General features: G+C 63.8%; 22 protein-coding genes. 17 read left to right on the top strand and 5 right to left on the bottom strand.

Annotated features, from left to right (window positions below; translation table 11 throughout):
• Positions 1-193: 193 nt before the first annotated feature.
• Positions 194-1,156, bottom strand: a complete 963-nt coding sequence (locus PQQ53_RS24025; RefSeq protein ID WP_408326666.1) for a GlxA family transcriptional regulator — start codon at positions 1,154-1,156, stop codon at positions 194-196.
• Between the two features lie 241 nt (positions 1,157-1,397).
• On the opposite strand from PQQ53_RS24025, the gene PQQ53_RS24020 reads away from it, so the two are divergent.
• From PQQ53_RS24020 to PQQ53_RS24000, 5 genes are all read left to right on the top strand, one after another.
• A complete protein-coding gene (locus PQQ53_RS24020) occupies positions 1,398-2,036 on the top strand; it encodes an HD domain-containing protein (RefSeq protein WP_408141846.1) in 639 nt (212 codons plus the stop codon).
• A 77-nt stretch (positions 2,037-2,113) separates the two neighbouring features.
• Positions 2,114-3,046, top strand: coding sequence for a LysR family transcriptional regulator (locus PQQ53_RS24015; protein ID WP_408141845.1), 933 nt, complete (start codon positions 2,114-2,116; stop codon positions 3,044-3,046).
• A 187-nt stretch (positions 3,047-3,233) separates the two neighbouring features.
• On the top strand, positions 3,234-4,427 hold the full coding sequence (locus PQQ53_RS24010; RefSeq protein WP_408141843.1) for a CaiB/BaiF CoA transferase family protein: 1,194 nt from the start codon (positions 3,234-3,236) through the stop codon (positions 4,425-4,427).
• Positions 4,424-5,377, top strand: a complete 954-nt coding sequence (locus PQQ53_RS24005) for a hydroxymethylglutaryl-CoA lyase (protein ID WP_408154560.1) — start codon at positions 4,424-4,426, stop codon at positions 5,375-5,377. Before PQQ53_RS24010 ends, PQQ53_RS24005 begins: the two co-directional genes overlap by 4 nt.
• Positions 5,378-5,453: 76 nt before the next feature.
• Positions 5,454-6,785: an MFS transporter gene (locus PQQ53_RS24000; RefSeq protein WP_408326663.1), complete on the top strand. Its 1,332-nt coding sequence runs from the start codon at positions 5,454-5,456 to the stop codon at positions 6,783-6,785.
• A 401-nt stretch (positions 6,786-7,186) separates the two neighbouring features.
• Here PQQ53_RS24000 and PQQ53_RS23995 read toward each other — a convergent pair whose 3' ends face one another.
• Complete coding sequence (locus tag PQQ53_RS23995; protein WP_408141837.1) at positions 7,187-7,912, bottom strand: GntR family transcriptional regulator; 726 nt, start codon at positions 7,910-7,912, stop codon at positions 7,187-7,189.
• 161 nt (positions 7,913-8,073) lie between these two features.
• On the opposite strand from PQQ53_RS23995, the gene PQQ53_RS23990 reads away from it, so the two are divergent.
• The 4 genes from PQQ53_RS23990 (at position 8,074) to PQQ53_RS23975 (ending at position 14,688) form a co-directional block, all read left to right on the top strand.
• The gene (locus PQQ53_RS23990) at positions 8,074-9,294 is read left to right on the top strand and encodes a pyridoxal-phosphate-dependent aminotransferase family protein (RefSeq protein ID WP_408326660.1); all 1,221 of its coding nucleotides are present in this window, start codon (positions 8,074-8,076) and stop codon (positions 9,292-9,294) included.
• Between the two features lie 245 nt (positions 9,295-9,539).
• Positions 9,540-10,826, top strand: a complete 1,287-nt coding sequence (locus PQQ53_RS23985; RefSeq protein ID WP_408326657.1) for an MFS transporter — start codon at positions 9,540-9,542, stop codon at positions 10,824-10,826.
• 39 nt (positions 10,827-10,865) lie between these two features.
• Positions 10,866-11,615: a 2-keto-4-pentenoate hydratase gene (locus PQQ53_RS23980; protein ID WP_408141831.1), complete on the top strand. Its 750-nt coding sequence runs from the start codon at positions 10,866-10,868 to the stop codon at positions 11,613-11,615.
• A 52-nt stretch (positions 11,616-11,667) separates the two neighbouring features.
• Complete coding sequence (locus PQQ53_RS23975; RefSeq protein ID WP_408326654.1) at positions 11,668-14,688, top strand: FAD-binding and (Fe-S)-binding domain-containing protein; 3,021 nt, start codon at positions 11,668-11,670, stop codon at positions 14,686-14,688.
• 14 nt (positions 14,689-14,702) lie between these two features.
• On the opposite strand, the gene PQQ53_RS23970 is transcribed toward PQQ53_RS23975, so the two are convergent.
• Positions 14,703-15,620 (bottom strand): helix-turn-helix domain-containing protein, encoded by a 918-nt coding sequence (locus PQQ53_RS23970; protein ID WP_408326651.1) that lies wholly within the window; start codon positions 15,618-15,620, stop codon positions 14,703-14,705.
• A 163-nt stretch (positions 15,621-15,783) separates the two neighbouring features.
• On the opposite strand from PQQ53_RS23970, the gene PQQ53_RS23965 reads away from it, so the two are divergent.
• The 8 genes from PQQ53_RS23965 to PQQ53_RS23930 all read left to right on the top strand — a co-directional run bounded on the left by PQQ53_RS23965 (position 15,784) and on the right by PQQ53_RS23930 (position 24,454).
• Positions 15,784-16,686 carry a DMT family transporter gene (locus PQQ53_RS23965; RefSeq protein ID WP_408154548.1) on the top strand — a complete coding sequence of 301 codons (903 nt, stop codon included), beginning with the start codon at positions 15,784-15,786 and terminating at the stop codon, positions 16,684-16,686.
• Between the two features lie 612 nt (positions 16,687-17,298).
• Positions 17,299-18,015 carry an ABC transporter permease gene (locus tag PQQ53_RS23960; RefSeq protein WP_408326648.1) on the top strand — a complete coding sequence of 239 codons (717 nt, stop codon included), beginning with the start codon at positions 17,299-17,301 and terminating at the stop codon, positions 18,013-18,015.
• Positions 18,012-18,908, top strand: a complete 897-nt coding sequence (locus PQQ53_RS23955; protein ID WP_408326645.1) for a glycine betaine ABC transporter substrate-binding protein — start codon at positions 18,012-18,014, stop codon at positions 18,906-18,908. The genes PQQ53_RS23960 and PQQ53_RS23955 overlap by 4 nt, the downstream gene beginning before the upstream one ends.
• Positions 18,909-18,921: 13 nt before the next feature.
• Complete coding sequence (locus PQQ53_RS23950) at positions 18,922-19,575, top strand: ABC transporter permease (RefSeq protein ID WP_121320045.1); 654 nt, start codon at positions 18,922-18,924, stop codon at positions 19,573-19,575.
• Positions 19,572-20,756, top strand: coding sequence for an osmoprotectant ABC transporter ATP-binding protein OsmV (locus PQQ53_RS23945; RefSeq protein WP_408141820.1), 1,185 nt, complete (start codon positions 19,572-19,574; stop codon positions 20,754-20,756). The genes PQQ53_RS23950 and PQQ53_RS23945 overlap by 4 nt, the downstream gene beginning before the upstream one ends.
• Before the next feature lie 430 nt (positions 20,757-21,186).
• On the top strand, positions 21,187-23,346 hold the full coding sequence (locus tag PQQ53_RS23940; protein WP_408326712.1) for an NHL repeat-containing protein: 2,160 nt from the start codon (positions 21,187-21,189) through the stop codon (positions 23,344-23,346).
• A 124-nt stretch (positions 23,347-23,470) separates the two neighbouring features.
• Positions 23,471-23,731, top strand: coding sequence for a hypothetical protein (locus PQQ53_RS23935; protein WP_408141818.1), 261 nt, complete (start codon positions 23,471-23,473; stop codon positions 23,729-23,731).
• Positions 23,732-23,857: 126 nt separating this feature from the next.
• Positions 23,858-24,454 carry a LysE family translocator gene (locus PQQ53_RS23930; RefSeq protein ID WP_408141817.1) on the top strand — a complete coding sequence of 199 codons (597 nt, stop codon included), beginning with the start codon at positions 23,858-23,860 and terminating at the stop codon, positions 24,452-24,454.
• Positions 24,455-24,478: 24 nt separating this feature from the next.
• Here PQQ53_RS23930 and PQQ53_RS23925 read toward each other — a convergent pair whose 3' ends face one another.
• Positions 24,479-25,702: a winged helix-turn-helix domain-containing protein gene (locus PQQ53_RS23925; RefSeq protein ID WP_408326642.1), complete on the bottom strand. Its 1,224-nt coding sequence runs from the start codon at positions 25,700-25,702 to the stop codon at positions 24,479-24,481.
• Positions 25,703-25,830: 128 nt separating this feature from the next.
• Positions 25,831-26,106 carry a hypothetical protein gene (locus tag PQQ53_RS23920; protein WP_408141813.1) on the bottom strand — a complete coding sequence of 92 codons (276 nt, stop codon included), beginning with the start codon at positions 26,104-26,106 and terminating at the stop codon, positions 25,831-25,833.
• Positions 26,107-26,217: the final 111 nt, after the last annotated feature.

Genomic DNA, 26,217 nt, shown 5'->3' with positions numbered 1-26,217 from the left:
TCGCGGCGGTGCCTTGGCGGGGCTAGTCCTTCTGGACGTGGTCATGAAGGGCTTATTGCAACCCACGTCAGCCATTCGTACCCTTGCGCTGTCGACGGCAGCGACGGGGAAGCTTGCAGCCGCCCGTGGCGGCAAGCCAGCCGATGCCCGCGGGACCACGCTGGCCTTCGCGGGACCACAAACGCTCCACCCTTCACCCCGCCCGAAACCTCTCCCGATACCCCATCGGCGTCACCCCAATCCGCTTCGTAAACACAATCCGCATCCGATCCGCAGTCCCAAACCCACAGTCATAAGCAATCGCCTTAAGCGCCGCACCACTACTCTCCAGCAGCTTGCGCGCCGCATCGACGCGAGCGCGCTCGACGAACTCATGCGGCGTCACCCCGGTCTCCTGGACGAACACACGCGCGAAGTTGCGCGCGCTCATACCCGCGACATCCGCCAGCTGCTTCACCGTGAAGCTCTCGCAAATCCGCTCCATCACGTGCGCCTGCACCCTGGCGACTGGCGACGTATCGTCGGCGGGCGCCGTCAGATAAGGGCTGAATTGCGACTGCCCGCCTTGCCGCTGCGCGAACACCACCAGCCGTTTGGCGACGGCGAGCGCCGTATGCGGACCATGATCCTCGGCCACCAAAGCCAATGACAGATCGATACCGGCCGTCACGCCCGCCGATGTCACGAGCGGCCCGTCGCGCAGATAGATGCGGTCGAAATCGACACGCGCCTGCGGAAATTGCGCGGCCAGTTGCGCCGCATGCTGCCAGTGCGTCGTGACGTTGCGCGCGTCGAGCAAGCCCGCGTGCCCGAGCACGAACGCGCCGGTGCAGATCGAGCCGAAGCGGCCGCAGCGTGCGGCGACGTTCGTCAACCAGTCGAGCAGGCGTGCGTCGGGTTTTTCATTATTCGGCAGCGCGGGGCCGCCCGCGACCAGCGCGAGATCGAACGGCCCGCGCGCGTCGTCGAACGTGGCGTCGGCGACCAGCGTCATGCCGTTCGAAGCGCGCAGCGGCGCGGACTCCGCTGCGATCAGTTTGACCGCGTAGCGATCGGCAGGCGCGAGGAACCCATTGGCTTCGGAAAACACATCGACAGGTCCGGCGACATCGAGCGCCTGCACGCCGGGGAAGATCGCGATCGCGACGGTTGGCATCGAAAGACTTCCTTTGACGATGGACGAAAATCCGCAGCGCGCGGCAGTCAACGCGGTGCGTTTGGCAGTGTTCAACGGTCCACGGCGATTGTCCGCGGCAGCGCATTGGCCAATACTGGGCTTCATCGGATGCGCAGTTCGAAGCGCACGAAAAAGCGCCGCGGATCAGCATACCAAACGCGCTTTGACGTCGCGAGAACAGCGCCTCCCGTTCATTCGAATCCGTCACGGAGTACATCACATGACCACGATCGCAGGCATCCAGATTCCCGACAGCATGATGGCGCGTGAAGCCACGCAACTCGTGCGCGATACCGAAACCGAACTCCTCTATCACCATTCGCGGCGCGTTTTTCTGTTCGGCTCGCTGGCCGGCGCGCGCAAGCAGTTGAAGTACGATTCCGAGTTGCTGTACATCGGCGCGATGTTTCACGACATGGGACTCGTCGCGCCGTATAGCAGCGAACATGACCGCTTCGAAGTGGATGGCGCCAACGCGGCGCGTGATTTTCTGCGACGTCACGGCATTGGCGAGGACGACATCGAACAGGTATGGAATTCGATCGCGTTGCACACGACGCCTGGCATTCCGCAGCATATGAAGCCGGTGGTCGCACTGGTCACGGCGGGCGTCGAGATGGACGTGCTCGGTCTCGCTTACGACGAGTTCACCGAGCATCAGCGACATGAGGTGATTCACGCGCATCCGCGCGGCGCGCACTTCAAGGAAGGCATCATCGACGCGTTCGCGCACGGCACGATCCACAAGCCGGAAACGACCTTCGGCAACGTGAAGGCGGATGTGCTGGCGTTGAAAGACCCGCATTATCATCGCGAGAATTTCTGCACGATGATTCTTGGGTCGGCGTGGAAGGACTGAGCGATTGACAGGGCGTCGCCCCATTTTGCGCATCTGGCGTCAAAATAGACGGATCGCACACAACGCGGCGCCCCGCCATGGTAATCAAAAACCTTCTCCGAAGGCTCGACCTCACCACGCTTCAGCTGTTTCTCGCCGTCTACGAAGAAGGCACGCTCACGCGTGCCGCCGAGCGCGAGGCAATCGCCGTCTCCGCCGCGAGCAAGCGTCTGCTCGAACTCGAACAGGCGGTCGGCGCGACGCTGTTTCAGCGCACCGCGCGCGGCATGACGCTGACGCCGGCGGGCGAAACGCTGCTGCATCACGCGCGCCGTGTCATGCGCGACATCGAAAATATCGGCATCGAACTGGCGGGCCACGCGAGCGGCGTGCGCGGCTACATACGGATGATGGCCAATCTGTCGGCGATCGTCGAGTTTCTTCCCGAAGATTTGCGCGCGTTCCAGTTGCAGCACGAGCGCGTCAAGCTCGATCTCGAAGAGCGGCCGAGCGGCGGCGTGGTCGAAGCCGTCGACGACAGCCTCGCCGATCTCGGCATCTGTTCCGGCGACGCCGATACGCACGACCTGCACGTCGAGCACTATCGGCGCGATTCGCTGGTGCTCGTGATGCGCGACGATCATCCGCTGGCGGCGCGCGGGAGCGTCGCCTTCGCCGAAACGCTCGACGGCGATCACGTCGGCCTGCACGCCGCGAGTTCGATCAACGCTCGCACGCATCTGGCCGCGCGTCAGGCGGGCAAGCCGCTGCGCTTGCGCATCCACGTGCCGGGCTTCGACGCGGTCTGCCGGATGGTGCAAGCCGGCATGGGCGTCGGGGTGCTGCCGCGCAAGGTCTATCAACTGATGGGCGCCCCGCTCGGGCTCGTCGGCACGCCGCTGGAGGACGACTGGTCCGAACGCAGCCTCGTGCTGGTGGTGCGCGACGTCGACGCGCTTTCGCCGGTGAGCCGTTTGCTGTTCGACCACCTGCGCTCGATCGAAGCAACCGAAGCCGCCGAAGCAACCTAGACCGCCGAAGCCCTATAAGCCCCCGACGCCAGCCCACGCCGCTGACGCCCCCAAACCTGCACCAGCCGCCGTCTAACACCGAGCGTTCGCCGTTCGCGAACGGTCGTTGGCGAATTGCGGTTGGACGCCGCCGCCACGCCGCTCCTAAGCTGTCTTCCAATACGAAACCAGCTTCGGAGACAGCATCATGGGTGGACCCCTTCAGGGTATCCGCGTCGTCGAGATCGGAACCCTCATCGCCGCGCCGTTCGCCGCGCGCCTCATGGCCGAATTCGGCGCCGACGTCATCAAGATCGAAGCGCCCGAGACCGGCGACCCTCTTCGCAAATGGCGCAAGCTGCATGAAGGCACCTCGCTCTGGTGGTATCTGCAGTCACGCAACAAGAAGTCGGTCTGCGTGAACCTGAAATCGGCGGACGGCGTCGAGATCGTCAAACGTCTCGCCGCCGATGCCGACGTGGTGATTGAAAATCTGCGTCCCGGCGCGCTCGAAAAGCTCGGCCTCGGCTGGGACGTGCTGCACGCGATCAACCCGAAACTGACGATGGTCCGCATCTCCGGCTACGGCCAGTCCGGTCCGTATCGCGACCGACCGGGCTTCGGCGCGATCGGCGAAGCGATGGGCGGAATTCGCTATACGACCGGCGAAGTGGACGGCGCGCCGGCACGCGTCGGCGTGAGTCTCGGCGATTCGCTCGCGTCGCTGCATGGCGTGATCGGCGCGCTGATGTCGCTGCTGCGCGTGAAGACCGGCCAGGGCGAAGGCCAGGTGGTCGACGTATCGCTGGTCGAGAGTGTGTTCAATCTGATGGAAAGCCTCGTGCCGGAATACGACCTGCTCGGCCACGTGCGCGAACGCAGCGGCGGCGCGTTGCCGGGCATCGCGCCGTCGAACACGTATCGCACCGAGGACGACGGCTACGTCGTGATCGCCGGCAACAGCGATCCGATTTTCAAGCGCCTCATGCAACTGATCGGCCGCCCCGATCTCGCCGACGATCCCGCGCTCGCGCACAACGACGGCCGCGCGAAACAATCCGCGATGCTCGATCAGGCGATCACCGCGTGGACTTCGCGCCATGCCACCGACGACGTGCTGGCCGCGCTCGAACGCGCCGAAGTGCCGGCGGGGCGCATCTATTCGGTGGCCGATATCGTCGCCGATCCGCACTACCAGGCGCGCGACATGTTGCTGCAAGCGCAATTGCCGGGCGGCGCGTCGGTGAAGATGCCGGGCATCGTGCCGAAGCTGTCGGACACGCCGGGCGAAGTGCGCTGGCAAGGGCCGACGCTCGGCGAGCATACCGGCAGTGTTCTCAGCGAACTCGGATTTGCCAACGAAGACATCGAGCGGCTGCGCCGCGAAGGAGCCGTGCAATGAACGCCGCCAACAACGACGCCCAATTCGACAAGCTGATCGTGCAGGAAGTCTCTCCGCGCGACGGCTTGCAGATCGAGCCCACGTGGGTCGAGACAGTCGACAAGATTGAACTGATCGATTCGCTATCGACCGCAGGCTTCACGCGCATCGAGGCTGGTTCGTTCGTGTCGCCGAAAGCGATTCCGGCGTTGCGCGACGGCGACGCGGTGTTCCAGCAGATCGAACGGCATCCCGGCGTGATCTACGTCGCGCTGGTGCCGAACCTGAAAGGCGCCGAACGCGCGCTCGCCGCGCGCGCCGACGAACTGAATCTCGTGATGTCCGCGAGTCAGACGCACAACCGTGCCAACATGCGCATGAGTTGCGAATCATCGCTGATGGCGTTCGACGACATCGTGCGGTACGTGCAAGGCTCAGGCGTGCTGCTGAACGCGACGGTGGCGACCGCCTTCGGCTGCCCCTTCGAAGGACGAATCGACGAAGACCGCGTGGTCGGCATTGTCGATACGTATCGCGAGATGGGCATCGAGGGCATCACGCTGGCCGACACGACCGGCATGGCGAATCCGCGCCACGTGAGACGGCTGGTCGCGCGTGTGCTCGAACGGCTGCCGGCCGCCGCGCTCACGCTGCATTTTCACAACACGCGCGGGCTCGGTCTCGCCAATGTGCTGGCGGCATACGAAGTCGGCGCGCGCCGCTTCGACGCCGCGTTGGGCGGCCTCGGCGGCTGCCCGTTCGCGCCGGGTGCGTCCGGCAACATCTGCACGGAAGACCTCGTGAACATGTGCGACGAGATGGGCATTCCCACTGGCGTCGATCTGCCGACGCTGCTCGCGTTGTCGCGCGGTTTGCCTGCGTTGCTCGGCCACGACGTGCCTGGCCAGCTTGCGAAGGCGGGCCGCAATTGCGACGTGCATCCGGTACCCGAATACGTTCTGCAAATCTGATTTCCCCCAAACCGACTGATCGATTAACCGACTAAACGACCGGACGGCCTCGCCGAATCCGGCATTGGAGGCAAGCATGAGTGACCTGGGCGCAGTTGCAAGCGGCAGCCGTCAGGACAGCGCGGACGACCTCGTGGCCGTCATCCGCAAAGTCGCGTGGCGGTTGATGCCGTTGATCATGATCTGCTATCTGTTCGCGTTCTTCGACCGCATCAACATCAGCTTCGCGAAGTTCCAGTTGCAAAGCGATCTCGGTCTGTCCGATACCGCGTACGGTCTCGGCGCGAGTCTGTTCGTGATCGGCTATGTATTGTTCGAAGTCCCGAGCAATCTGTTTCTGTACAAGGTCGGCGCGCGGCGCTGGATTGCGCGGATCATGATTTCGTGGGGTATTGCGACGGCGGCGATGGTATTCGTCAACAACGAATGGCAGTTCTACGGGCTGCGCTTCGTGATCGGCGCGATGGAAGCGGGTTTTGCGCCAGGCGTGCTGTACTACCTGACGCTGTGGTTTCCGCCGAGCTATCGCGGGCGTATCACGTCGATGCTGTTCCTGGCGTCCGCGTTCTCGGGCCTCGTTGGCGCGCCGCTCGCCGGGCTCGTGATCGGGCACATGAATGGCGTGCTGGGCATGGCCGGCTGGCACTGGCTGTTTCTGCTCGGCGGGCTGCCTTGCGTCGTCCTCGGGATCATGGTGTTGAAACTGCTCAAGGATCGCATCGAGGACGCGGGCTGGCTGTCGCCGTCTGAGAAGACGCTGCTGTCGGGTCAGATTGCGCAGCAGAGCCGTCATCCGGGCACGGGCCATTCGCTGATGGGCGCGCTCAAAACTCCGGGCTTTCTGACGCTGGGGCTGGTCTACTTCCTGATTCAGGTGGCGTCGTACGGATTGAATTTCTGGACGCCTCACCTGATCCACGTGGCGGGCACCAACAACCCGACCATGATCGGCTTGCTGACGGCCGTGCCTTATATTTGCGGCGCGATCTGCATGGTGGTGGTGGGCCGCCTGTCCGACGCGACCGGCGAGCGGCGCAAGTTCGTGTTCGGTTTGCTGGTGATGTCGGCGATCGGCTTCTTTGCCGCGGGCTTCTTCGACAAGCAGACCACCTTGCTCGTGATCGCGCTGGCGGTGATGGGCGCGGGCGTGGTGGCGTCGATTCCGGCGTTCTGGGCACTGCCGCCCAAGCTGCTCACAGGCGCCGGCGCGGCAGGCGGGATCGCGTTGATCAACACGCTCGGACAACTCGGCGGGATCGTGAGCCCGATCATGGTGGGACGCGTGAAGGATCTGACGGGGAGCACGACGCCCGCGTTGTATGTGATTGGCACGATGAGCGTGATCTGCGCGCTGATCATGTTGTACGGGATGCCGGAGTCGCTGCGGCGCAAGGAAGGGGCGCGGTGAGGGTGGTCCCCGCATAACGTAGAGCGGGCCGCCCTTGGCGGTCTGCCCGCGAGCGAGCCGCAGGAAGATAGCCCTGTGGCATCAATCACTTGGCAGGCCTGTGCGCATCTTGTCCACAGGCTTGTGCCCAAATTATGTGGACAACTAGGGTTCAACTCCGTCGCGTCCCGTATGGCGTCCTTGCTAACGGCCTTTCAGGCGCGAAGCATCCCGTAACGGCGAACCCTGCCTACACATGAACCGCAACAGGATACTGCTGCTGCATCAATCACTTGGCTGGGATATGCGAATGTTGTCCACAGGCTTGCGAACATTTTAGGTGGACAAGTTTTTGCCTTCGGCGTGAGCGTTCTGATGGCGCTGCATGTCACGAAGCCGAAGGCAAAACAACTCGAGGCATCTCAAGTCTTCAACGACGAAGCCGCCACCGCTTCCTGCGATTGCACCTGCAAAACCGCATCGCGCTTGTCGAGCAAATGCTGCCGCAGAATCGCGCTCAGCTTCTTGCCATCACGCGCTTCGAGCGCCTTCAGCATTTCATCGTGATCGTGAATCGCACTGTCCCACTTCGGAACCTGAAAGTTCGAACGGAACCTGAGCGCCTGCAAGCGCCGGTTCACCGCGATATAGGTTTGCCGCAGCGCTGAATTTCTCGCGGCCTCGTTGATCTTGTCGTGGATCGCCTGGTTGCGGCTGTAATAGCCGGGCAGATCGTTCTGGGTGCGGCACGCGAGCATCGCGTAATGGAGCGCCTTGATCTCGGCAAGCTCGGCGGCGGTCATGCGTTCCGCGGCCAGTTCGCCGGAAAACGCCTCGAGGCCGCTCATCAGTTCGAAGGTCTCGCGCAACTCAGCTTCCGACATCTTCGACACCGACGCGCCCCGATTCGGCGAAATCTCGATCAGCCCTTCGGCGGCCAATACCTTCAGCGCTTCGCGCAACGGCGTGCGCGAGATGCCGAGCGTCTCGCACAACTCCCGCTCGTTCAGTTTCTTGCCCGGCTCCAGCGCCCCTTCGACGATAAAGCGGCGAATGTGCTCCACCACCGTGTCGTGCAGGCGCTGGCGCTCGACCTTCGGCATCAGCGGGGAAGCGGTTACACCTGCAGTGAAATCCGAATTTTGCATACAAAAGCCCTCAACATGCATAAGTTGGGATTTTATCGGAAGCCGAAAGATTAGTTAATAGCGCGGGTAAACACCGGCACTCAGACGCAAATTTTGCCTTGGGAGCGTCACACTTCGTCTGATATAGTTTTTTGAATGCAAAATTCAATCGGAGGAGCCCCATGCTCAAGCTAGACTTTCATCCCGCTGGACGTCACTTTCTGCAGATTCCGGGTCCGAGCCCGGTGCCCGACCGCATCCTCCGGGCGATGAGCTACCCGACCATCGACCATCGCGGTCCCGAGTTCGGCGAACTCGGTCTGAAGGTGCTCGACGGCATCAAGAAGATCTTCAAGACGCAGCAGCCCGTGGTGATCTATCCGGCCTCCGGTACGGGCGCATGGGAAGCGGCGCTGTCCAACACGCTGAGTCCCGGCGACCACGTGCTGATGTTCGAGACGGGCCACTTCGCGACGCTATGGAAAAAGATGGCGGACAAGCTTGGGCTCAAGCCCGAGTTCCTCGGCTTGCCGGGCATCGAAGGCTGGCGGCGCGGGGTTCAGCCGCAGATGATCGAGGAGCGTCTGCGCACCGACACGCAACGCACGATCAAGGCGGTGTGCGTCGTGCATAACGAAACTTCCACCGGCGTCACGTCCGACATCGCCGCCGTGCGCCGCGCGATCGATGCGGCGGGCCATCCGGCGCTGCTGCTCGTCGACACGATCTCGGGCCTCGCCTGCGCCGACTATCGCCACGACGAGTGGGGCGTCGACGTCACCGTGTCGGGCTCGCAAAAGGGCTTGATGCTGCCGCCGGGCATCAGCTTCAACGCGATCTCGCCGAAAGCACTGGCCGCCAGCAAGCACGCGAAACTGCCGCGCAGCTTCTGGGACTGGAGCGAAATCGTCGAGATGAACGAAACCGGCTACTGGCCGTACACGCCGAACACGAATCTGCTCTACGGCCTGCATGAAGCGCTGGAGATGATTCTCGGCGAAGGGCTCGACAACGTGTTCGCGCGTCACGAGCGTCTCGCCGAAGCGACCCGCCGCGCGGTGCGCGCGTGGGGCCTGGAGATCCAGTGCGCGGACCCGGCCGTGTATAGCCCGGTGCTGACCGGCGTGATGATGCCCGACGGGATCGATGCCGACGTGGTGCGCAAGCTCATCTACGAACGCTTCGACATGTCGCTCGGCACGGGGCTCGGCAAGATGAAAGGGCGCATGTTCCGCATCGGCCACCTCGGCGATTGCAACGACCTGATGCTGCTCGCCACGCTGGCCGGCTGCGAAATGGGCCTGCGGCTCGCGGGTGTGCCCCTCAAGGAAAGCGGTCTGCCTGCCGCTATGGAGTGGTTGAGCCAGCCGGCCAAGTCCGCGGGTTTGAAAGCGGCGGCCTGAATTGGGCCGGGCGCCGTTGCCCAGCACCGGCACCGGCAGTAGATGCCGCACCATCCGCCTAAAAGAGAACAACAAGAAAGGCAGCAAGGGAGGGCAGGGAGCCCTCCCTTTGAGGACTCGAGCAGCCGTGCATAGAACGCGGCCCGAACAACATGCAATGCGTCCGCGGCAGCGCGAGCGGCTGACGGTCAACGACGTGGCGCGCCACTCAGGCGCGCCGTCGACACATGCCATGGAGAGAGACGATGAAGCGGTTTCGTGTGACCAGTGCGACCAGTATCGTTCTAGTGATGCTATGCATCATGTACTTCATCACTTACCTCGACCGCGTGAACGTCAGCACCGCGGCGGCGGGTTTCGGCAAGGAATTTCAGCTTTCGCATACGCAGGTCGGCCTCGTGTTCTCGGCCTTCGCGTATCCGTATCTGCTGTTTCAGGTGATCGGCGGCTGGGTGAGCGACCGCTTCGGCGCGAAACGCACGCTGCTGTTCTGCGGCGCGATCTGGGGCGTCGCCACCTTGCTGACCGGCTTCGCCGGCGGCCTGGCCTCATTGCTGGCCGCGCGCGTGCTGCTCGGTTTCGGCGAGGGCGCCACGTTTCCCGCCGCGACCTCGGCGATGTCGCGCTGGGTCGCGAAGGACAAGCGCGGCTTCGCGCAGGGCATCACGCATGCCGCGTCGCGCGTCGGCAATGCGGTGGCGCCCGCGCTGATCGTGCTGGTGATGGCGACCTGGGGCTGGCGCGAATCGTTCTACATCTGCGGCGCGCTTAGCCTGCTGTGGGTCGTCGTGTGGGCGGTCACCTTCACCGAACATCCGAAGGATCATCCGCGCATCACGTCCGAAGAACTCGCGGTGCTGCCCGCGCCGAAGCCGAAAGCGGCCGGCGTGCCGTGGAGCAAGCTGTTTCGCCGCATGGCGCCGGTCACGATCGTGTACTTCTGCTACGGCTGGACGCTGTGGCTGTTCCTCAGCTGGATTCCGCTCTACTTCCTGCGTAATCATCATCTGGAATTGCAGAAGTCGGCGATCTTCGCTTCGGTGGTGTTCTTCGCCGGCGTGCTCGGCGATACGCTCGGCGGCCTCGTGACCGACTGGATCTTCAAGCGCACCGGCAGTCTCAAGCGCGCGCGTAGCTGGATGGTGTCGGTCTGCATGCTGTTCTGCCTGCTCTCGCTGATTCCCTTGATGTTCACGCACAACCTGGCGCTGTCGATCGCGTGTCTTGCGTCGGGCTTCTTCTTCGCCGAAATGACGATCGGCCCGATGTGGGCGATTCCGATGGACATTGCGCCGGAATTCGCGGGCACCGCGAGCGGCATGATGAACACGGGCTCGGCACTCGCCGCGATCATCTCGCCGGTGGTCGGCGGTTTTCTGATCGACTACTTCGGCAACTGGAATTTGCCGTTCGTCGGCAGCATGCTGTTGATGGGCCTGGGTGTCGTGCTCGCGTTCCGCATGCAGCCGGAAAGCAAATTCGCACTCGACCAGGCGGACAACTCGCATGTCCCGACCCACATCGGCGCGTAAGCGCAACACGCCGTCCCCACTCAGTTCGCGATGAAAGACATGACCACCTCACTCAGCCGGCGTCTTGCCGAGGCACGCCGCGATCGGCTCACGCTCGACACGTTGGCGCCACAGCAGATACCCGCCGACGCTCATGCCGCGTACGCGATCCAGCACGACATTCTGGGCATCCATGGCGCGCGGATCGGCGGCTGGAAAATCGGCGCGAAGTCTGCGAGCGGTCCGATCCAGGGCGCACCGCTGCCCGCTGCCGATCTGCATGCCGACGGCGCGCGTCTCGCGCGCGAAGGCTTTGCGCCGCTCGGGCTCGAACTGGAAGTCGCGTTTCGCTTTGGCCGCCGCTTCGAGCCTGCCACCACGCCTTATAGCGAAGACGAAGTGATGGCGGGCATCGGTTCGATCGGCGCGACTATCGAAATCGTCGCGAGCCGCTATGCCGCGTGGCCCGACGTCGACAAGCTCGCGCAACTCGCGGATTTGCAGAATCACGGTGCGTTGATCGTCGGCGAGTTCACGCCGTATCGCGAGGACTTTCCGTTCGTCGCGCCGTCGCTGCGTTTCAGTTTCGACGGACACGATGTGGTCGAGACGGCGCCCGCGAATCCGGCCGGCGACCCGCGGCGTTTGTTGACGTGGCTCGTCAATCACGCGAGTTCGCGCGGCATCGCGGTGACGCCGGAGATGGTCATCACCGCCGGTTCGTACACCGGCATGTTCTTTGCGCGCCACGCGGGCACGGCGAGCGGGCGCATCGAAGGGCTCGCGCCGGTCAGCGTGACGTTGTACTAGGCGGCGGCTTCGCCCGTTTTCCCAGTCTCCTGCATTTCCACGAGCCGACGATATGACGAACCCCACCTCCGCTTTACTCGTCAAGCCGATTCATCTGGTTCCCTCCGCCGCGCGCCTGACGAGTCCGCTCGCGCAGCTTCTGCGCAAGTCGCTGCGTGGCGACGTGCTGTTCGATGCGGCGAGTCGCGGCCGTTATGCGACCGATGCGTCGATCTATCAGATCACGCCGGTCGGCGTGGTGGTGCCGCGCAATCAGGACGATTTGCGCGTCGCGCTGGAGATCGCCCGCAGCGAGAAAGTGCCGCTGCTCGCGCGCGGCGCGGGCACGAGCCAATGCGGCCAGACGGTCGGCGAAGCGTTGGTGATCGACACGAGCAAGTGGCTGAACAACATCGTCGCCTTCGATGCGCAGGCGCGCACCGTCACCGTCGAGCCCGGCGTCGTGCTCGATCATCTGAACGCGTGGCTCAAGCCGCACGGGCTGTGGTTTCCGGTGGACGTGTCGACGGCCGCGCAATGCACGATCGGCGGGATGGCCGGCAACAACTCGTGCGGCTCGCGCTCGATCGAATACGGCAACATGGTGCACAACGTCGAGGCGATCGACGCGATTCTCGCCGACGGCAGCGAAGCGCGTTTCGCGTCGCTGCGCGAGACACCGCAAGGCGCGCGTTTGCAGCAGATTCTCGACGGCGTGACGCGCATCGCCCAGCGCGAGCGCGACGAAATCGTCGCGCGTGTGCCGAAGGTGTTGCGGCGCGTGGCGGGCTACAACATCGACCTGTTCGATTGCCAGAACCCGCGCGCCTATACCGATGACGGCTTCGCGAATCTCGCGCATCTGCTGGTCGGCTCGGAAGGCACGCTCGCGTTCAGCCGGCAATTGACGCTGAAGCTCGCGCCGCTGCCCGCGCATAAAACGCTGGGCGTGGTCAACTTTCCGACGTTCCGGCAGTCGATGGAGTTGACGCAGCACATCGTCAAGCTGAAGCCGGTGGCGGTGGAGCTGGTCGATCGCACGATGATTGATCTGGCGATGAGCAATCCTGCGTTTCGTCCGGTGATCAGCAAGGCGCTCGTCGACGAGCCGCAGGCGATCCTGCTCGTGGAGTTCGCGGGCGAGGACCGCGATGCGCAACTCGCATCGCTCAGGCAGCTCGCGGAGCTGATGGCCGATCTGGGCCTGCCCGGCTCGGTCGTCGAGATGCCGGACGCGAACGAACAGAAAGCGTTGTGGGAAGTCCGCAAGGCCGGGCTCAACATCATGATGAGCATGAAGGGCGACGGCAAGCCGGTCTCCTTCATCGAAGACTGCGCAGTGCCGCTCGAACATCTGGCCGACTACACGAGCCGTCTGACCGAGGTGTTTCATCGGCACGGCACGGAAGGCACCTGGTACGCGCACGCGAGCGTCGGCACGCTGCACGTGCGGCCGATTCTCGACATGCGGCGCGACGGCGCGGGGAAGATGCGCGCGATTGCCGACGAAGCGGCCGCACTCGTGCGCGAATACAAAGGCGCCTATTCGGGCGAACACGGCGATGGTTTGTGCCGTGGCGAATGGGTCGCATGGCAGTACGGGCCGCGGCTGAATCAGGCGTTCAGCGCGATCAAGACGCTGTTCGATCCGGACAACCGCTTCAATCCCGACAAGATCGTGCGTCCGCCGAAGATGGACGACGCGCGCCATTTTCGCTTCGCGCCGGGCTACAAGGAACAGCGCATCGACACGGCGCTCGACTGGTCGGCGTGGAACGTCGAACGCGATCCGCTGACGGGCGCGGAGACCTTGCCCGGCAGCGGTAACGATCTGTCAGGCGGTCTCGCGAAGGCCGTCGAGATGTGCAACAACAACGGCCACTGCCGCAAGTTCGACGCGGGCACGATGTGTCCGAGCTATCGCGTGACGAAGGACGAGCAGCACGTCACGCGCGGACGCGCGAATACGTTGCGCCTCGCGATCTCGGGGCAACTCGGCGAAGCGGGTCTCGCGAGCGACGACGTCAAGGAGACGCTCGACCTGTGCGTGTCGTGCAAGGGCTGCAAACGCGATTGCCCGACCGGCGTCGACATGGCGAAGTTCAAGATCGAGGCGCGGGCGGCGCGCGTCAAGCGGCATGGGCTGCGTCTGCGTGACAGGCTGGTTGCTTTCATGCCGCGCTATGCGGCCACCGCGAGCCGCATGCCGGGTCTGATGGCGCTGGCCGATAACGTGCCGGTGTTGTCGGCGTGGTTCAAGCGTTCCGTGGGCTTCGCGCCTGAACGCAGTTTGCCGCGCTTCAGGAAGCCGTTTCTGTCGAATGCCGTGCCAGGCAAAGCGGCTCGAAGCGGCGGCCTGAAAGAGGTGCTGCTGTTCGTCGACACGTTCAACAACAACATGGAGCCGGACAACGCGCGCGCCGCGCAGCAAGTGCTGGAGGCCGCCGGCTATACGGTGCATTTCAACACGCGCCAGGGCGAGCGGCCGGTGTGCTGCGGCCGCACGTTCCTGGCGGCGGGTCTGGTCGATGAAGCGAAGCAGGAAGCGCGGCGCATGCTCGATCTGTTCAGGCCGTTCGTGGAGCGGGGCGTGCCGATCGTCGGGTTGGAACCGTCGTGCCTGCTTTCGTTGCGCGACGAGTTTCTGCACTACGGTTTCGGCGTGGAAGCGCAGCGGCTTTCGCAGCAGGCGTTTCTATTCGAAGAGTTTCTCGTGCGCGAGGAAAAGGCTGGCCGTTTGCAGCTTGCCTTGAAGCCGTTGGCCGCGCAGCAGGCGCTGGTGCATGGTCATTGCCATCAGAAGGCCTTCGATGCGTTCACGCCCGTGCAGACCGTGCTCAAGTGGATTCCGCAGTTGAAGGTGTCGACGGTGGAGTCGTCGTGCTGCGGCATGGCCGGCAGCTTCGGCTACGAAGCCGAGCACTACGCGACTTCGCAGGCGATGGCGGAATTGTCGCTGCTGCCGGCGGTGCGCAAGATCGACGGCGATACGGTGATGGTCGCGGACGGCACGAGCTGCCGGCATCAGATTCACGATGGCGCGGGCGTCGATGCGATCCACGTGGCGCGCGTGCTGGCGATGGCGTTGCAGTAACGCCGGCTCCTTGCTCAAACGCCGACAGCCTGCCGGAACACAGTAGGCGCCACGCCGACGCTGTCGCGAAAGCGGTGGCTGAAATGGCTGGCGTTCGCATAGCCGCATTGTTCGGCAACCTGCGCGAGCGGCAGCGTCGTCGTGCGCAGCAGTGTGCGGGCGCGTTCGACACGCTGCTGTGCGATCCATGCGGCAGGTGGCAGTCCGAACGAAGCGCGGAACATGCGCGCGAGATGAAACTCCGACAACGCCGCGACGCCGGCGAGTTCGCCGAGCGTGAGTGTCTGCGCGAGATGGCTTTCGATGTAGTCGCGCAACCGCCGCCGCGCCGCCACCGACAACCCGCCTTTGAGCGACGCGTCGCTGCGGCGCACGCCTTGCGAACGCAGCAGCAGACTCAGCACTTCGTGCGCGGTCTCGTTGGTGCGCAGCAGCCCGTCGGGGTTCTGCCAGTCTTCGTTGACGAGCGATTGGCACAGGCCGGCGATACGGGCGTCTTCGAAATAGGTGCGGTCGGCGAGCGTCAGTTCGCGCGGCTCGCGGTCGAGTTCCTGAACGGCGCGCTGCGTGAAGTGCTCGGGCAGGAAGTACAGATGCATGAAGTGCATGTGCCCGCGCACCCACCAGCGCGATTCGTGTTCGCCGGGCAGCGCGCACAAGCGCGACGGCGCGCCGTAGTGGCCGGGCATTTTCTGCCGCTCGGTGCGATAGCCGCCATCCAGATAGCACGACAGCGTGTGATGGCCGGGCCGTTCGTAGACAGTTTCGGATTCCTTTGTGTCGCGCGTCCAGACGGCGATGGCGAGCCGGTCGCCGAGCCACGCGAAGCGGTCCAGATGGGCGTCCGCGCTGCTCAGCGTGTGACAGACCGACTGAAGGCCGAACGGCGTATCGGTGGCGGGCATCACGGGGACGGGCGGAGTGGCGTTCACGGCAAACGGGCGGACGGCATTCGAGGGCTGGATGAGCGAGTATACGGCGAGCCCCGTGCAGCCGCTCATCGACGCCGAAAAATGCGCAATCCTGGACAAGTGCGGGCGGCCGCGCGGCAGCATAGTCGAGCTTCCTTCCGACTTCGCTGTTGCAGGCTCGACTATGAATCTTCTGCTTTACGTCGTCACGGTTCTGATCTGGGGCACCACGTGGCTCGCGATCAAATGGCAACTCGGTTCGGTGCCGCCGCCGGTATCGATTGCGTGGCGCTTCTGGATCGCGGCGTTGCTGTTATTCGCGCTGCTGCGCATCATGCGCCGGCCGATCTGGCCGCCGCGCGCCGCGTGGCGCTTTCTGTTCGCGCAGGGTTTCACGCTCTTCTGCCTGAATTTTCTGTGCTTTTATTACGCCGAGCAGGTCGTGCCGAGCGGCCTGGTAGCGGTGGTGTTTTCCATCGCGCCGTTGCTAAACTCGATCAACGGCCGTCTCTTCATGGGCCGGCCGCTGCAACCCACGGCGATCGCCGGTGCATTGCTGGGGCTCGTCGGCATTCTGTGCCTGTTCGTCCAGCAGATGGCCGGACACCTCGGCAATCGCGCCGAGTTGATCGGACTTGGGATCGCATTTCTCGGCACCTTGTGTTTCTCGACTGGCAGCCTGTTGTCGAGCCGGATGCAGTCGATGGGCTTGCACCCGTTCGCCACCAATAGCTGGGCGATGCTGATCGGCGCCAGCATCCTCACGATGGGGAGTTGGCTGGCAGGCTTTTCGTTCGCCGTCGAGCCGTCCGTGCGTTATCTCGGCGCGCTCGCGTATCTCGCGGTGTTCGGCTCGGTGATCGGGTTTACCGCGTACCTGATGCTGGTCGGGCGCATGGGCCCCGAGCGGGCCGCGTACTGCACGGTGCTGTTTCCGATCGTGGCGCTGGCGGCATCGACGGTGTTCGAGGGGTATCGGTGGTCGCCGTTGGCCGTGGTCGGGCTGTTGCTGGTGGTCGCCGGCAATCTGGTGGCGTTCGATCTGACGCGGCGGATATTTGTGCGGCGAACGGCGGCGAGATCGTGATGTAGCGTGTCGCCGTGAACGTAGCCGGAGGCGATGGCGAACCCACGTGAACGGCCGCTCCGGCGGCCCTTCAAGGCGAGTTTCAGGTGAGTATTTTCGGGAGGCAAAAAGGCGCTTGAAGAGCTTGCTGGTGAGCCTTTTCGGGAGCCCATTTTCTGCCCGGCAAACCGCCGGGCTGCCCATGAATTAATCACATGGGTAGACGAACCCCTCTAACCGCCGTATAATCGCCGCACCCTAACCGCGAAATTGCAGCTAGATAGCTTAAGTTAGAAGGGGTTGAATGCAAACTAGCGGTACATTGCATCCATCCCATCACCGGTGAAAAACCGGTCTTCCAAAGAGGGCTCACACCCCTTCGGACAAGCGGCTCAGCGCCGCCGTCCACCTCATCGATGGATCTGGCGCCAGTTTTGCTACTGGCTAGCCACCGAGGTCACTAAGCAGTTCACCGCCCAACACCCTCGCGCCGGGCAACCAACCCACGCCCGGCACCACTCGGTTCAATTCGCGGCACCTGCCGCGTCCCGAACTTCCCATTCGCAGCGTCGTCACGGCGCCTGTGCGGCGCGGCTATTTGCGCGCGTCGCCCGAACAAGGAGGCGCATCTTCATGATTCATCGTCCTGCCAGACTGATCGGCAGTCTCGTAGCCATCGGCATTGTCGTCGCGTTGCTGTGCCGTGCGATCGACCCCAGCGCCCTGCACCAGTACGCGCCCGATCTCGTCTACTACACGAAACGGCACCTGCTGCTGGTCGGCTACTCGATGGCCCTCGCATTGCTCGTCGGCATACCTGCCGGCATCTTGTTGAGCCGTCCGTCGTTCGCGCGTCACGCTGAGCGCTTCATGCAGATCTTCAACATCGGCAACACGATTCCGTCGTTGGCGGTGCTGGCCATCGCGCTCGGCATCTTCGGTATCGGCGATATTCCGGCGCTCGTCGCGCTGTTCCTCGCCTCCTTGCTGCCGATCACGCGCAATGCGTATGAAGGCATGAAGAACGTTTCGCCCGCGTTGCGCGAGGCGGCGCGCGGCATCGGCATGACGGGTTGGCAGTCGCTCGTGCGCGTCGAGTTGCCGAATGCGATGCCCATCATCATCGGCGGTGTGCGCACGGCGCTCGCGATCAACGTGGGCAGCGCGCCGCTCGCGTATCTGATCGGCGCGGACAGTCTCGGCACGCTGATTTTCCCCGGCATTTATCTGAACAATCAGCAGCAGCTTTTGCTCGGCGCCGCGGCGACCGCGATTCTCGCGCTGGTACTGGACGGCATCGTGTCGGCCGGCAGCCGCTATTTGCTCGCGCGACGTGGGGTGGCGGCATGATCAATCTGTTCACACGCAGCCGCTGGATCGCAGCGGGCGCACTGCTCGTCGCGAGCCTTCAGGCGAGCGCGGCGACGCTCGTGATCGGTGGAAAAAATTTCACTGAGCAGTACGTTCTTACCGAGATCACCTCGCAATACCTGCAATCGAAGGGCTACACGATCGATGCGCGCACCGGCCTTGGCAGCACGCTGTTGCGCAGCGCGCAGGAAAACGGGCAGGTCGACGTGGTGTGGGAATACACCGGCACGGCGGCCATCGTCTACAACAAGATCACCGAGAAGCTCGATCCGAAGACGATGTACGAGCGCGTGAAAGAGCTCGACGCGAAACGCGGCCTGATCTGGCTCGATGCTTCGCCGCTGAACAACACGTATGCGCTCGGCCTGCCGCAGGAACTGGCGCAGCAAACCGGCATCCGCACGATTTCGCAGCTTGCCGCGAAGCTCGCGGCGGAGCCGAAGAAGAAGCACGTGTTCGCGATGGACGCGGAGTTCGCCAACCGTCCGGATGGGCTGAAGCCGCTCGAAGCGGCCTACGGCATGGCGTTCAGCCGCGCGGAAACGCGCCAGATGGACCCGGGCCTCGTCTACACCGCGCTGCATAACAACCAGGTGCCGATCGGTCTGATCTACACGACAGACGGCCGCGTGAAGGGCTTCAACATCATGCCGCTCGAAGACGATCGCCACTACTTCCCCGCGTACAACGCCACGCCGGTGGTGCGCAAAGCGATCCTCGACCAGAACCCGCAACTCGCGACGCAGTTGAACGCGCTGTCCAACGCGCTGAACAACGACGTCATGCTCGAGATGAACAAGCAGGTCGACATCGACGGCAAGCCGGTGCGTGAAGTCGCGGCGGAATTCCTGCGCACGCACAAGCTGCCCTGAGCGGAGACCTTTTATGACTGTATTCGACTATCTATCGGCCAATTGGCCTGAACTGCTGCAACTGACCGCGCAACACGTGTGGCTGGTGGGGATCGCGGTGGGCTGCGCGATCGTCGTCGGGGTTCCGTTGGGGATCCTGATCAACCGGCACGAGTGGCTTGCCGCGCCGTTGCTGAGCATTGCCACCGTGGTGCTGACCTTGCCGTCGATCGCACTGTTCGGTTTGATGATTCCGGTGTTTTCGCGCTTCGGCCAGGGCATCGGCGCCGTGCCGGCGATCACCGCCGTGTTCCTCTATTCACTGCTGCCGATCATGCGCAATACCTACCTCGCGCTGCGCAACGTCGACGCGGGCATCAAGGAGGCCGGCATCGGTATCGGCATGACCGTGTGGCAACGGTTGCGCCTTGTCGATCTGCCGCTCGCGGTGCCGGTGATTCTCGGCGGCGTGAGGACGGCCGTGGTGATGAACATCGGCGTGATGACGATTGCCGCGGTGATCGGCGCGGGCGGCCTCGGCACGCTGATCATCCGCGCGATCGGCCAGAGCAACATGATGAAACTGTTGGTGGGCGCGGTGCTCGTGAGCTTGCTCGCGATCGTCGCCGACCTGCTGCTGCAAGCGCTGCAACGCCTGCTGACACCGAAGGGAGTGCAAAAGACATGATCGAACTCGACAAACTGACAAAGACGTTTACGCAGAAGGACGGCCAGCAGGTCAAGGCTGTCGACTCGGTGAGCCTGACGGTCGGCGAAGGGGAAATCTGCGTGTTTCTCGGCCCGTCGGGTTGCGGCAAGACCACGACCCTGAAAATGATCAACCGTCTGATCGCGCCGACTTCGGGCCGCGTGCTGATCAACGGCGAAGACACTTCCGGTCTGAACGAGGTCGAATTGCGCCGCCACATCGGCTATGTGATCCAGCAGATCGGCCTGTTCCCGAACATGACGATCGAGGAGAACATCACGGTCGTGCCGCGTCTGCTCGGCTGGGACAAGAAGCGCTGCCGCGAGCGGGCCGTGGAACTGATGTCGATGGTCGCGCTCGATCCGAAGCAGTACCTGAAGCGCTATCCGCGCGAATTGTCGGGTGGGCAGCAGCAGCGCATCGGCGTGATCCGCGCGCTGGCCGCCGATCCGCCGGTGCTGCTGATGGACGAACCGTTCGGCGCGGTCGACCCGATCAATCGCGAGTCGATTCAGAACGAGTTCTTCCAGATGCAGCGTCAACTGAAAAAGACGGTGATCATGGTGAGCCACGACATCGACGAGGCGATCAAGCTCGGCGATCGTGTCGCGGTGTTCCGCCGGGGGCAGCTGGTGCAGTACGATCATCCGGATACGCTGCTCGCGCATCCGCATGATGAGTTCGTCGGCGCGTTCGTCGGACAGGACAGCACATTGAAGCGCCTGTTGCTGGTGAAGGCCGGCGACGCCGCCACGCAGCCGGAAACGGCTCGCGCCGACATGCCGGTGGCACGCGCCTTCCAGATGATGGATGACAGCGACAACCGCTATCTGACCATCGTCGACGATAACCGGCAGGCGCTCGGCTACGTGACGCGCCGCGCGGCGCGCGCGGGGCAAGGCGTGTGCGGCGATCATCTCACGCCGTTCAAGGCGACGGTCAGTGCCGATGAGCATTTGCGCATCGTGCTGTCGAAGATGTATCAGTTCAATTCGTCGTGGATGCCGGTTCTGGATGGTGACGGCCGCTATGTCGGCGAAGTCACGCAGGATTCGATCGCGGACTATCTGAGCTCCGGACGGTCGCGTCGCCAGACGGGACAACCGGCGATCGTCTCGCCTGCCGTCGCCGCAGCGGAAGCGGCTGCCGCACATTCGTAACGCAACTCGAGCAGTAACGCAGTAACGTTGCACGCGGGCCTTTGCTTGGTCGAAGAAGCGAAGGCCCGCTCATTCCTCAAGAGCCGCCGCGCTCGTCCAGGCCATCGAGGCGACTCCTTAGCACACCACTATGTAATTGCCGCCGCATCTGCGGTCGATGCGGCGATTGCATTTGCACGCGAAAGTTATATATAGCAAGTTATTACGACGTAATCCTATGCGTATCGTATTAATTGGGGTGAATAAAGGTCTATAAATATTTTTTAGAATTTATTTGCGCTTTTTATATGCGAATATAAAACGTCATTATTGACATATGCGCATTGGCCGGCCGCTGCGTATATCTGCGAAACCGCGTCTTTTGTGCCTGCCGTGCGCGTTTCGTGTCTCGCAAGGAAATACCGTCGTGAAACTCCTCTCTTGCCTGGGCATGGTCGTGGTCTTATTCCATAGCCTTATTCCCGTGAACGCGTCCGCGCAATCGCAACTGAACTACACCACTTCATGGATCGGCAATAGCTTTGGTTTTGGCGATGGCAAATGGATGCAGCAGGATATTCAGGCCATTAGCGTCGGCGCCGACGGCACCGTTTATACCAATTCCCTCTGGGATGAGAGCGGCAGCGAAATCGCCGCCTACCGCGCGGGCGACAAACTTGCGGTGGCCGGTTCGACGCACGGCTGGGGCGCGGCCGGCGGCGACGCGGTCGCGGTGAACCACACGTACCTGTATGCGGCGATGTCGATCGGCAACCAGAGCAACACGCTCGTCGGCGCGGACTATCCGCCGGCCAATCAGACCTGGTATGGCATCACGCGCCGCACGCTTGCGAATCTGGCGACCGGCACGCCGTTCAGCGGCGGCATCGGCAATAGCGCGAATGCGACGAAGAACAGTTTCCTACCGGTGCAAACGGTGACAACGGGCACCGACGCGAGCATCCGCGGCCTCGCCGCCACCGACACCGAACTGTACGTGGCCGACACCTACGGCAACCGGATCGTGGTGTACGACGCGGCGTCGATGCAGCCTTTGCGCTCGTGGAGCGTGCCCTCGCCGGGACGCATCGCCGTGGACACCGATTCGACGTTATGGGTGCTGAGCGGTGTTTCCTCCGGAAACCTAACTATCGTCCACTACACGGCCAATGGCGCCGCGCTCGCCAGCGCGTTGACGCTGCCGGCAGGGACGGTGCCGACCGACATCACGGTGACGCCGTCAGGACAGATTCTCGTCGCCGACAACGGGCCGTTGCAGCAGATTCTCGTCTTCAACAAGGACGCCAACGGTCAGCCGCAAGCCGGCGCGGCGATCGGCACGCGCAACGGTCTGTTTCACGCCGTGAAGGGCGTGCCGGGCAACATGCGTTTCAACGGCATCACGGGTATCGGTGTCGATCCGGCGGGCAATCTCTACGTCGCGCAGAACGGCGAGGGGCCGCGCGCGATTGGCTCGACGTCGGTTGGACAAGGCGCGGTGCTCGAAAGCTACGTGTTCAACTCGCGTGTGTTCAACTGGCGGCTCTACGGGCTGACGTTCGTCGATAGCGCCGCGTTCGATCCGGCCACGCCGAACTCCGTCTATACGGGCTCGAAGCGCTTCACGCTCGACTACCACCAGCCCACCGGCCGCGAATGGTCGTACGCGGCCTTTACGCTCGACCGCTTCGACTATCCCGGCGACCCCGCATTCCACCAGCCGCGCGGGGTGCGCGGCGAGCCGATGGTGCGCCGGATCAACGGCAAGCCGTTTCTCTACACGCTCGATCCTGGCGCGCATTACCTGAACGTCTATCGCTTCGATGCGGCGCATGGCGAAATGGCGATCCCATCCGGCCTGCTCGCGCAGAATCCGCAGCCGGGCGCGTGGCCCGCCGGGCAGCCGACTTACGGCGAATGGCTGTGGCGCGACAGCAATGGCAACGGCACTGTCGATACCAGCGAGATCAGCAGCAATCCATCGACCGGCAGCACGGTCGGCAATGGCTTCTGGTGGGTCGACACACCAGGCAACGTCTGGCTCGCCACGCCGTTGAGCGGCATCCGCGAGATGCCGTTGCAAGGCTTCGACGCCGCCGGCAATCCGGTCTACACCTACGCGAGTTCGAAGATGTTCGCGATGCCGCAGCCGTTCACGCGGCTTGCGCGGCTCGTGTATGTCGCGGAAACCGACACGATGTACCTGTCCGGTTTCACGAGCGCGATTCCGTGGGACGCGACACATTGGAAGGAAGCGGGCCCGGTGCTCGCGCGCTACGACAACTGGAGTTCCGGCACGCCGACGCAACAGTACGCGATCTCGCTGCCGTGGAATACCCAAAGCAATCCGCAGACGACCACGGTCGGCGTCGCGGTGGCGGGCAATTACATCTTCGTCGCGGAGCTGTACACGGCGAAGGTCGATGTGTACGACGCACGCACGGGCCAGGTGGTCGGCTACATGACGCCGGGCGCGAGCGTCGGCAACACGAGCGGCTGGGTGGACGTCTATCTCGGCATCAGCGCGGCGCAGCGCGAGAACGGCGAGTACGTGGTCCTGCTGGAAGACGACGCCCGCGCGAAAATCCTGATGTATCGATGGACGCCTTGACGTGGATCGCGCTCGGCCCGATCACGAATAGACGGCGGCGCGCGATCGGTATATAACGACTTGAAAGGATGGCGTGTTCACCGACGTATCTTCACCGACGCATCAACTGGAGCGATGTTCCATCATGACTCAAGACGCTTCGCCTGAGCCGCCGCCCACTGGCAACCGGCCCGACCTCGACAGCCTCGATGCAGCGCTCAGTCACGTGGATCAGCAGGTATCGTCCGGCGGCATTGCCTCGGGCGCGGCGAGAGGCATTCTGTACAGCCTGATCGAAACGCTCGGCACGTTGGTGGGCGATCCCGATCTGCCGGAGCACGCGCGTTCGGGTTACGAAGGGCTGCTGGAAGCCGCTCGCGAATTGCGCGCGAAGCTGGATCGCTGAAGCAGAGGGCGCCGCCGTGGCACGCGATGATCGCGGACGGCGGCATGTCCACGCGTTGCACCGCTCCCCAGCGATCCTGTCTTCTGTGATAAAAAGGTGCGCTGTTTCCGCCATTGCGCCTCTCCCATGTTCCCTGCGACTGCATTCGCGCTGCTGGCCGTCGGTATCATCGTCGTCCTGATCACGCCGGGGCCCACCAACACGCTACTGGCCGCGGCCGGTTTGCGTCACGGCGTGCGACCCTCCTTGCCGCTGATTGCCGGCGAACTCGCGGGCTATCTCGTGTCGATTTCCGCATGGGGACGCTTTCTCGCGCACGCGTCGCATGCGCTGCCGTGGTTGCCGTCGCTGCTGCGTGTGGCGGCTGGCCTCTACATCGCCTACCTCGCCGTCGATATGTGGCGTGCGGCAGTTGCGTTGCCCGAGTCGCCGCAACGCACGAGCGGCATGCGCATGCTGTTCGTGGCGACGTTGCTCAATCCGAAAGCCCTGCTGTTCGCGGGCACGATCTTTCCGCCCATCGCCTTCACGCAGATGCCTGCCTATGTTCTCGCGATGCTGACGTTCGTGTGCCTCGCGGTGCCGATCGCGCTCGCGTGGATCGCGTTCGGCGCGGCGCTCGGCAGCGGCAAGCTGTGGCTCGATCCGGTGAAGATGCAGCGCGGCGCGTCGATCGTGCTGGGCGTGTTTTCGCTGTCGCTCGCGTGGGCGGCGCTGCATTGAGCGTGCGTTCGCGCCGCGGTGGGGTCACGCTTTTGCATCGCTGTCGGCGCTCAATGCTTCGAGCCAATCCGGCGGCGCCGAGGTGATAGCAAGTTGCGGGGTGCCGTGCCACTCCGCGCAACGTTGCAGCGCGCGGCGCAGATCGCCCGCAAGACGGGCGCTCAGACGCACGCCCGGTTCGATATGCAGCGACTTCAGTTCGAAGATGCCCTGAGCCCGATGCGCCTTTGCATCCACGCGACCGACCAGACGGCCCCGGCTCAGCAGCGGCAACACGAAGTAGCCGTATTTGCGTTTCGCGGCGGGCGTATAGCATTCGATCACATAGTCGAAATCGAACAGCGCGGCGGCGCGCTTACGATCCCACACCACCGGATCGAACGGTGACAGCGCCGTCGTGACCGTCGATGCGAGCTTGCCGCTCGCCGCGTCGTCGAGCAGCGGCGCGAAGTCACGATGGACGAACGTGTCCTGTTTCCAGCCTTCCACTTGCACTGGGATCAGTTCGCCCGCGTCGGCGAGCGCATGCAACTCGTCACGATAGGGACGGCGCGGCAGCCGGTAGTAATCGGCAACCCAATCGGCACGCGCGACGCCGAGCGCGCGGCAGGTACGGCGCAGCACTTCGGTGGTGACGCTGTGGGCCGGCGGCAGATCGCGGGCGTCATCCCAACCCGGCAACACGCGCTCGGTCAGGTCGTAGACGCGATGGAAATTGCGGCGCTCCGCGACCATCAGCTGGCCGATCGCGAACAGCACTTCCAGATGACGCTTCTCCGGCTTCCAGTCCCACCAGCCGTTACTCGTTCCCGTCTCGCGGACGAAATCCGCCGAGCGCACCGGACCCGTCGCGCGGATCTGCGCGAGCAGCGTCTCGATGTCCCCCCGATGCTGCTCGTGCCACTCGGCGGCGTATTTCCAGCCCATGCCGCTCGGATCGAGCATGCGATGACGCAGCAGCCCGTAATCTTCGATCGGCACGAAACAGGCCTCGTGCGACCAGTACTCGAACAGTTTGCCTTCGGCGAGATGTTCGTCGAGCCATTGCGGCGGATACGCGCCGAGCCGGCTGAACAGCACGAGATAGGGGCTGCGCGCGACCACGTGAATCGTGTCGATCTGCAATTGCGCCATGCGGCGGATCGTGTCGAGCACATCGGCCTTGACGGCCTTGCGACGCGGTGGCGTCAGCAAACCTTGCGCGGCCAGATGGAGGGTGCGGGCTGCGGAGAGCGGCAGAGTCTTCACGCGGGCGTTGGTCAGTGTGACTGCGAAGGGAGCGGGCGGGCGGCCCGGCCTGGATCAGCAGCCGCTACTGTAGCGTGAATACTGAGGATGAATCGGAGCGGGCGCGAACCGCGCAGCGCCTGCCGACCTTACCAGCCGTGCCCGTGATGCCGCTCCCAGCCGCGATGGCGGCCGTGGTCGTGATGCCAGCCGCGGCCGCGATAGTAATCGTCCCGGTAGCCGTACCCGTAGACCGGCTGCGGCGCGTAGACGACCGGCGGCGGTGCATACATGACGGGCGGCGCGGCATACACCGGGCCAGGCGTATTGACGAACACGCCGACGTCCACCCGCGCCAGCGCGGCAGTCGATGCGCAGGCGGCGGTCAGGCCGAAGGCGGCGAATACGATCGCGCGTTTGATCATGCGAATCTCCATATCGAAAGAGCCGGCCATTCTCTGTCGAACGGCTGACATCCATCTTACGAAATGGGGAGAGGCACAGGTGCAACGAGTTGAACACGTGTGTAACAGCAG

It is taken from the genome of Paraburkholderia strydomiana, assembly GCF_046030495.1.
Taxonomy (GTDB): domain Bacteria; phylum Pseudomonadota; class Gammaproteobacteria; order Burkholderiales; family Burkholderiaceae; genus Paraburkholderia; species Paraburkholderia strydomiana_A.
The sequence above is the reverse complement of the archived record's forward strand: the minus strand, read 5'-3'. Positions and strand labels throughout refer to the sequence as shown.

Excerpts from the sequence above, each read along its gene's own strand:
- PQQ53_RS24025 (WP_408326666.1), bottom strand. The coding sequence starts at position 1,156 with ATGCCAACCGTCGCGATCGCGATCTTCCCCGGCGTGCAGGCGCTCGAT.
- PQQ53_RS23950 (WP_121320045.1), top strand. The coding sequence starts at position 18,922 with ATGACTGTATTCGACTATCTATCGGCCAATTGGCCTGAACTGCTGCAA.
- PQQ53_RS23955 (WP_408326645.1), top strand. The coding sequence starts at position 18,012 with ATGATCAATCTGTTCACACGCAGCCGCTGGATCGCAGCGGGCGCACTG.
- PQQ53_RS23935 (WP_408141818.1), top strand. The coding sequence starts at position 23,471 with ATGACTCAAGACGCTTCGCCTGAGCCGCCGCCCACTGGCAACCGGCCC.
- PQQ53_RS24000 (WP_408326663.1), top strand. The coding sequence starts at position 5,454 with ATGAGTGACCTGGGCGCAGTTGCAAGCGGCAGCCGTCAGGACAGCGCG.
- PQQ53_RS23920 (WP_408141813.1), bottom strand. The coding sequence starts at position 26,106 with ATGATCAAACGCGCGATCGTATTCGCCGCCTTCGGCCTGACCGCCGCC.
- PQQ53_RS23960 (WP_408326648.1), top strand. The coding sequence starts at position 17,299 with ATGATTCATCGTCCTGCCAGACTGATCGGCAGTCTCGTAGCCATCGGC.
- PQQ53_RS23990 (WP_408326660.1), top strand. The coding sequence starts at position 8,074 with ATGCTCAAGCTAGACTTTCATCCCGCTGGACGTCACTTTCTGCAGATT.
- PQQ53_RS24015 (WP_408141845.1), top strand. The coding sequence starts at position 2,114 with ATGGTAATCAAAAACCTTCTCCGAAGGCTCGACCTCACCACGCTTCAG.
- PQQ53_RS23930 (WP_408141817.1), top strand. The coding sequence starts at position 23,858 with ATGTTCCCTGCGACTGCATTCGCGCTGCTGGCCGTCGGTATCATCGTC.
- PQQ53_RS23940 (WP_408326712.1), top strand. The coding sequence starts at position 21,187 with ATGGTCGTGGTCTTATTCCATAGCCTTATTCCCGTGAACGCGTCCGCG.
- PQQ53_RS24005 (WP_408154560.1), top strand. The coding sequence starts at position 4,424 with ATGAACGCCGCCAACAACGACGCCCAATTCGACAAGCTGATCGTGCAG.
- PQQ53_RS23975 (WP_408326654.1), top strand. The coding sequence starts at position 11,668 with ATGACGAACCCCACCTCCGCTTTACTCGTCAAGCCGATTCATCTGGTT.
- PQQ53_RS23995 (WP_408141837.1), bottom strand. The coding sequence starts at position 7,912 with ATGCAAAATTCGGATTTCACTGCAGGTGTAACCGCTTCCCCGCTGATG.
- PQQ53_RS23965 (WP_408154548.1), top strand. The coding sequence starts at position 15,784 with ATGAATCTTCTGCTTTACGTCGTCACGGTTCTGATCTGGGGCACCACG.
- PQQ53_RS23945 (WP_408141820.1), top strand. The coding sequence starts at position 19,572 with ATGATCGAACTCGACAAACTGACAAAGACGTTTACGCAGAAGGACGGC.
- PQQ53_RS24010 (WP_408141843.1), top strand. The coding sequence starts at position 3,234 with ATGGGTGGACCCCTTCAGGGTATCCGCGTCGTCGAGATCGGAACCCTC.
- PQQ53_RS23985 (WP_408326657.1), top strand. The coding sequence starts at position 9,540 with ATGAAGCGGTTTCGTGTGACCAGTGCGACCAGTATCGTTCTAGTGATG.
- PQQ53_RS23980 (WP_408141831.1), top strand. The coding sequence starts at position 10,866 with ATGACCACCTCACTCAGCCGGCGTCTTGCCGAGGCACGCCGCGATCGG.
- PQQ53_RS24020 (WP_408141846.1), top strand. The coding sequence starts at position 1,398 with ATGACCACGATCGCAGGCATCCAGATTCCCGACAGCATGATGGCGCGT.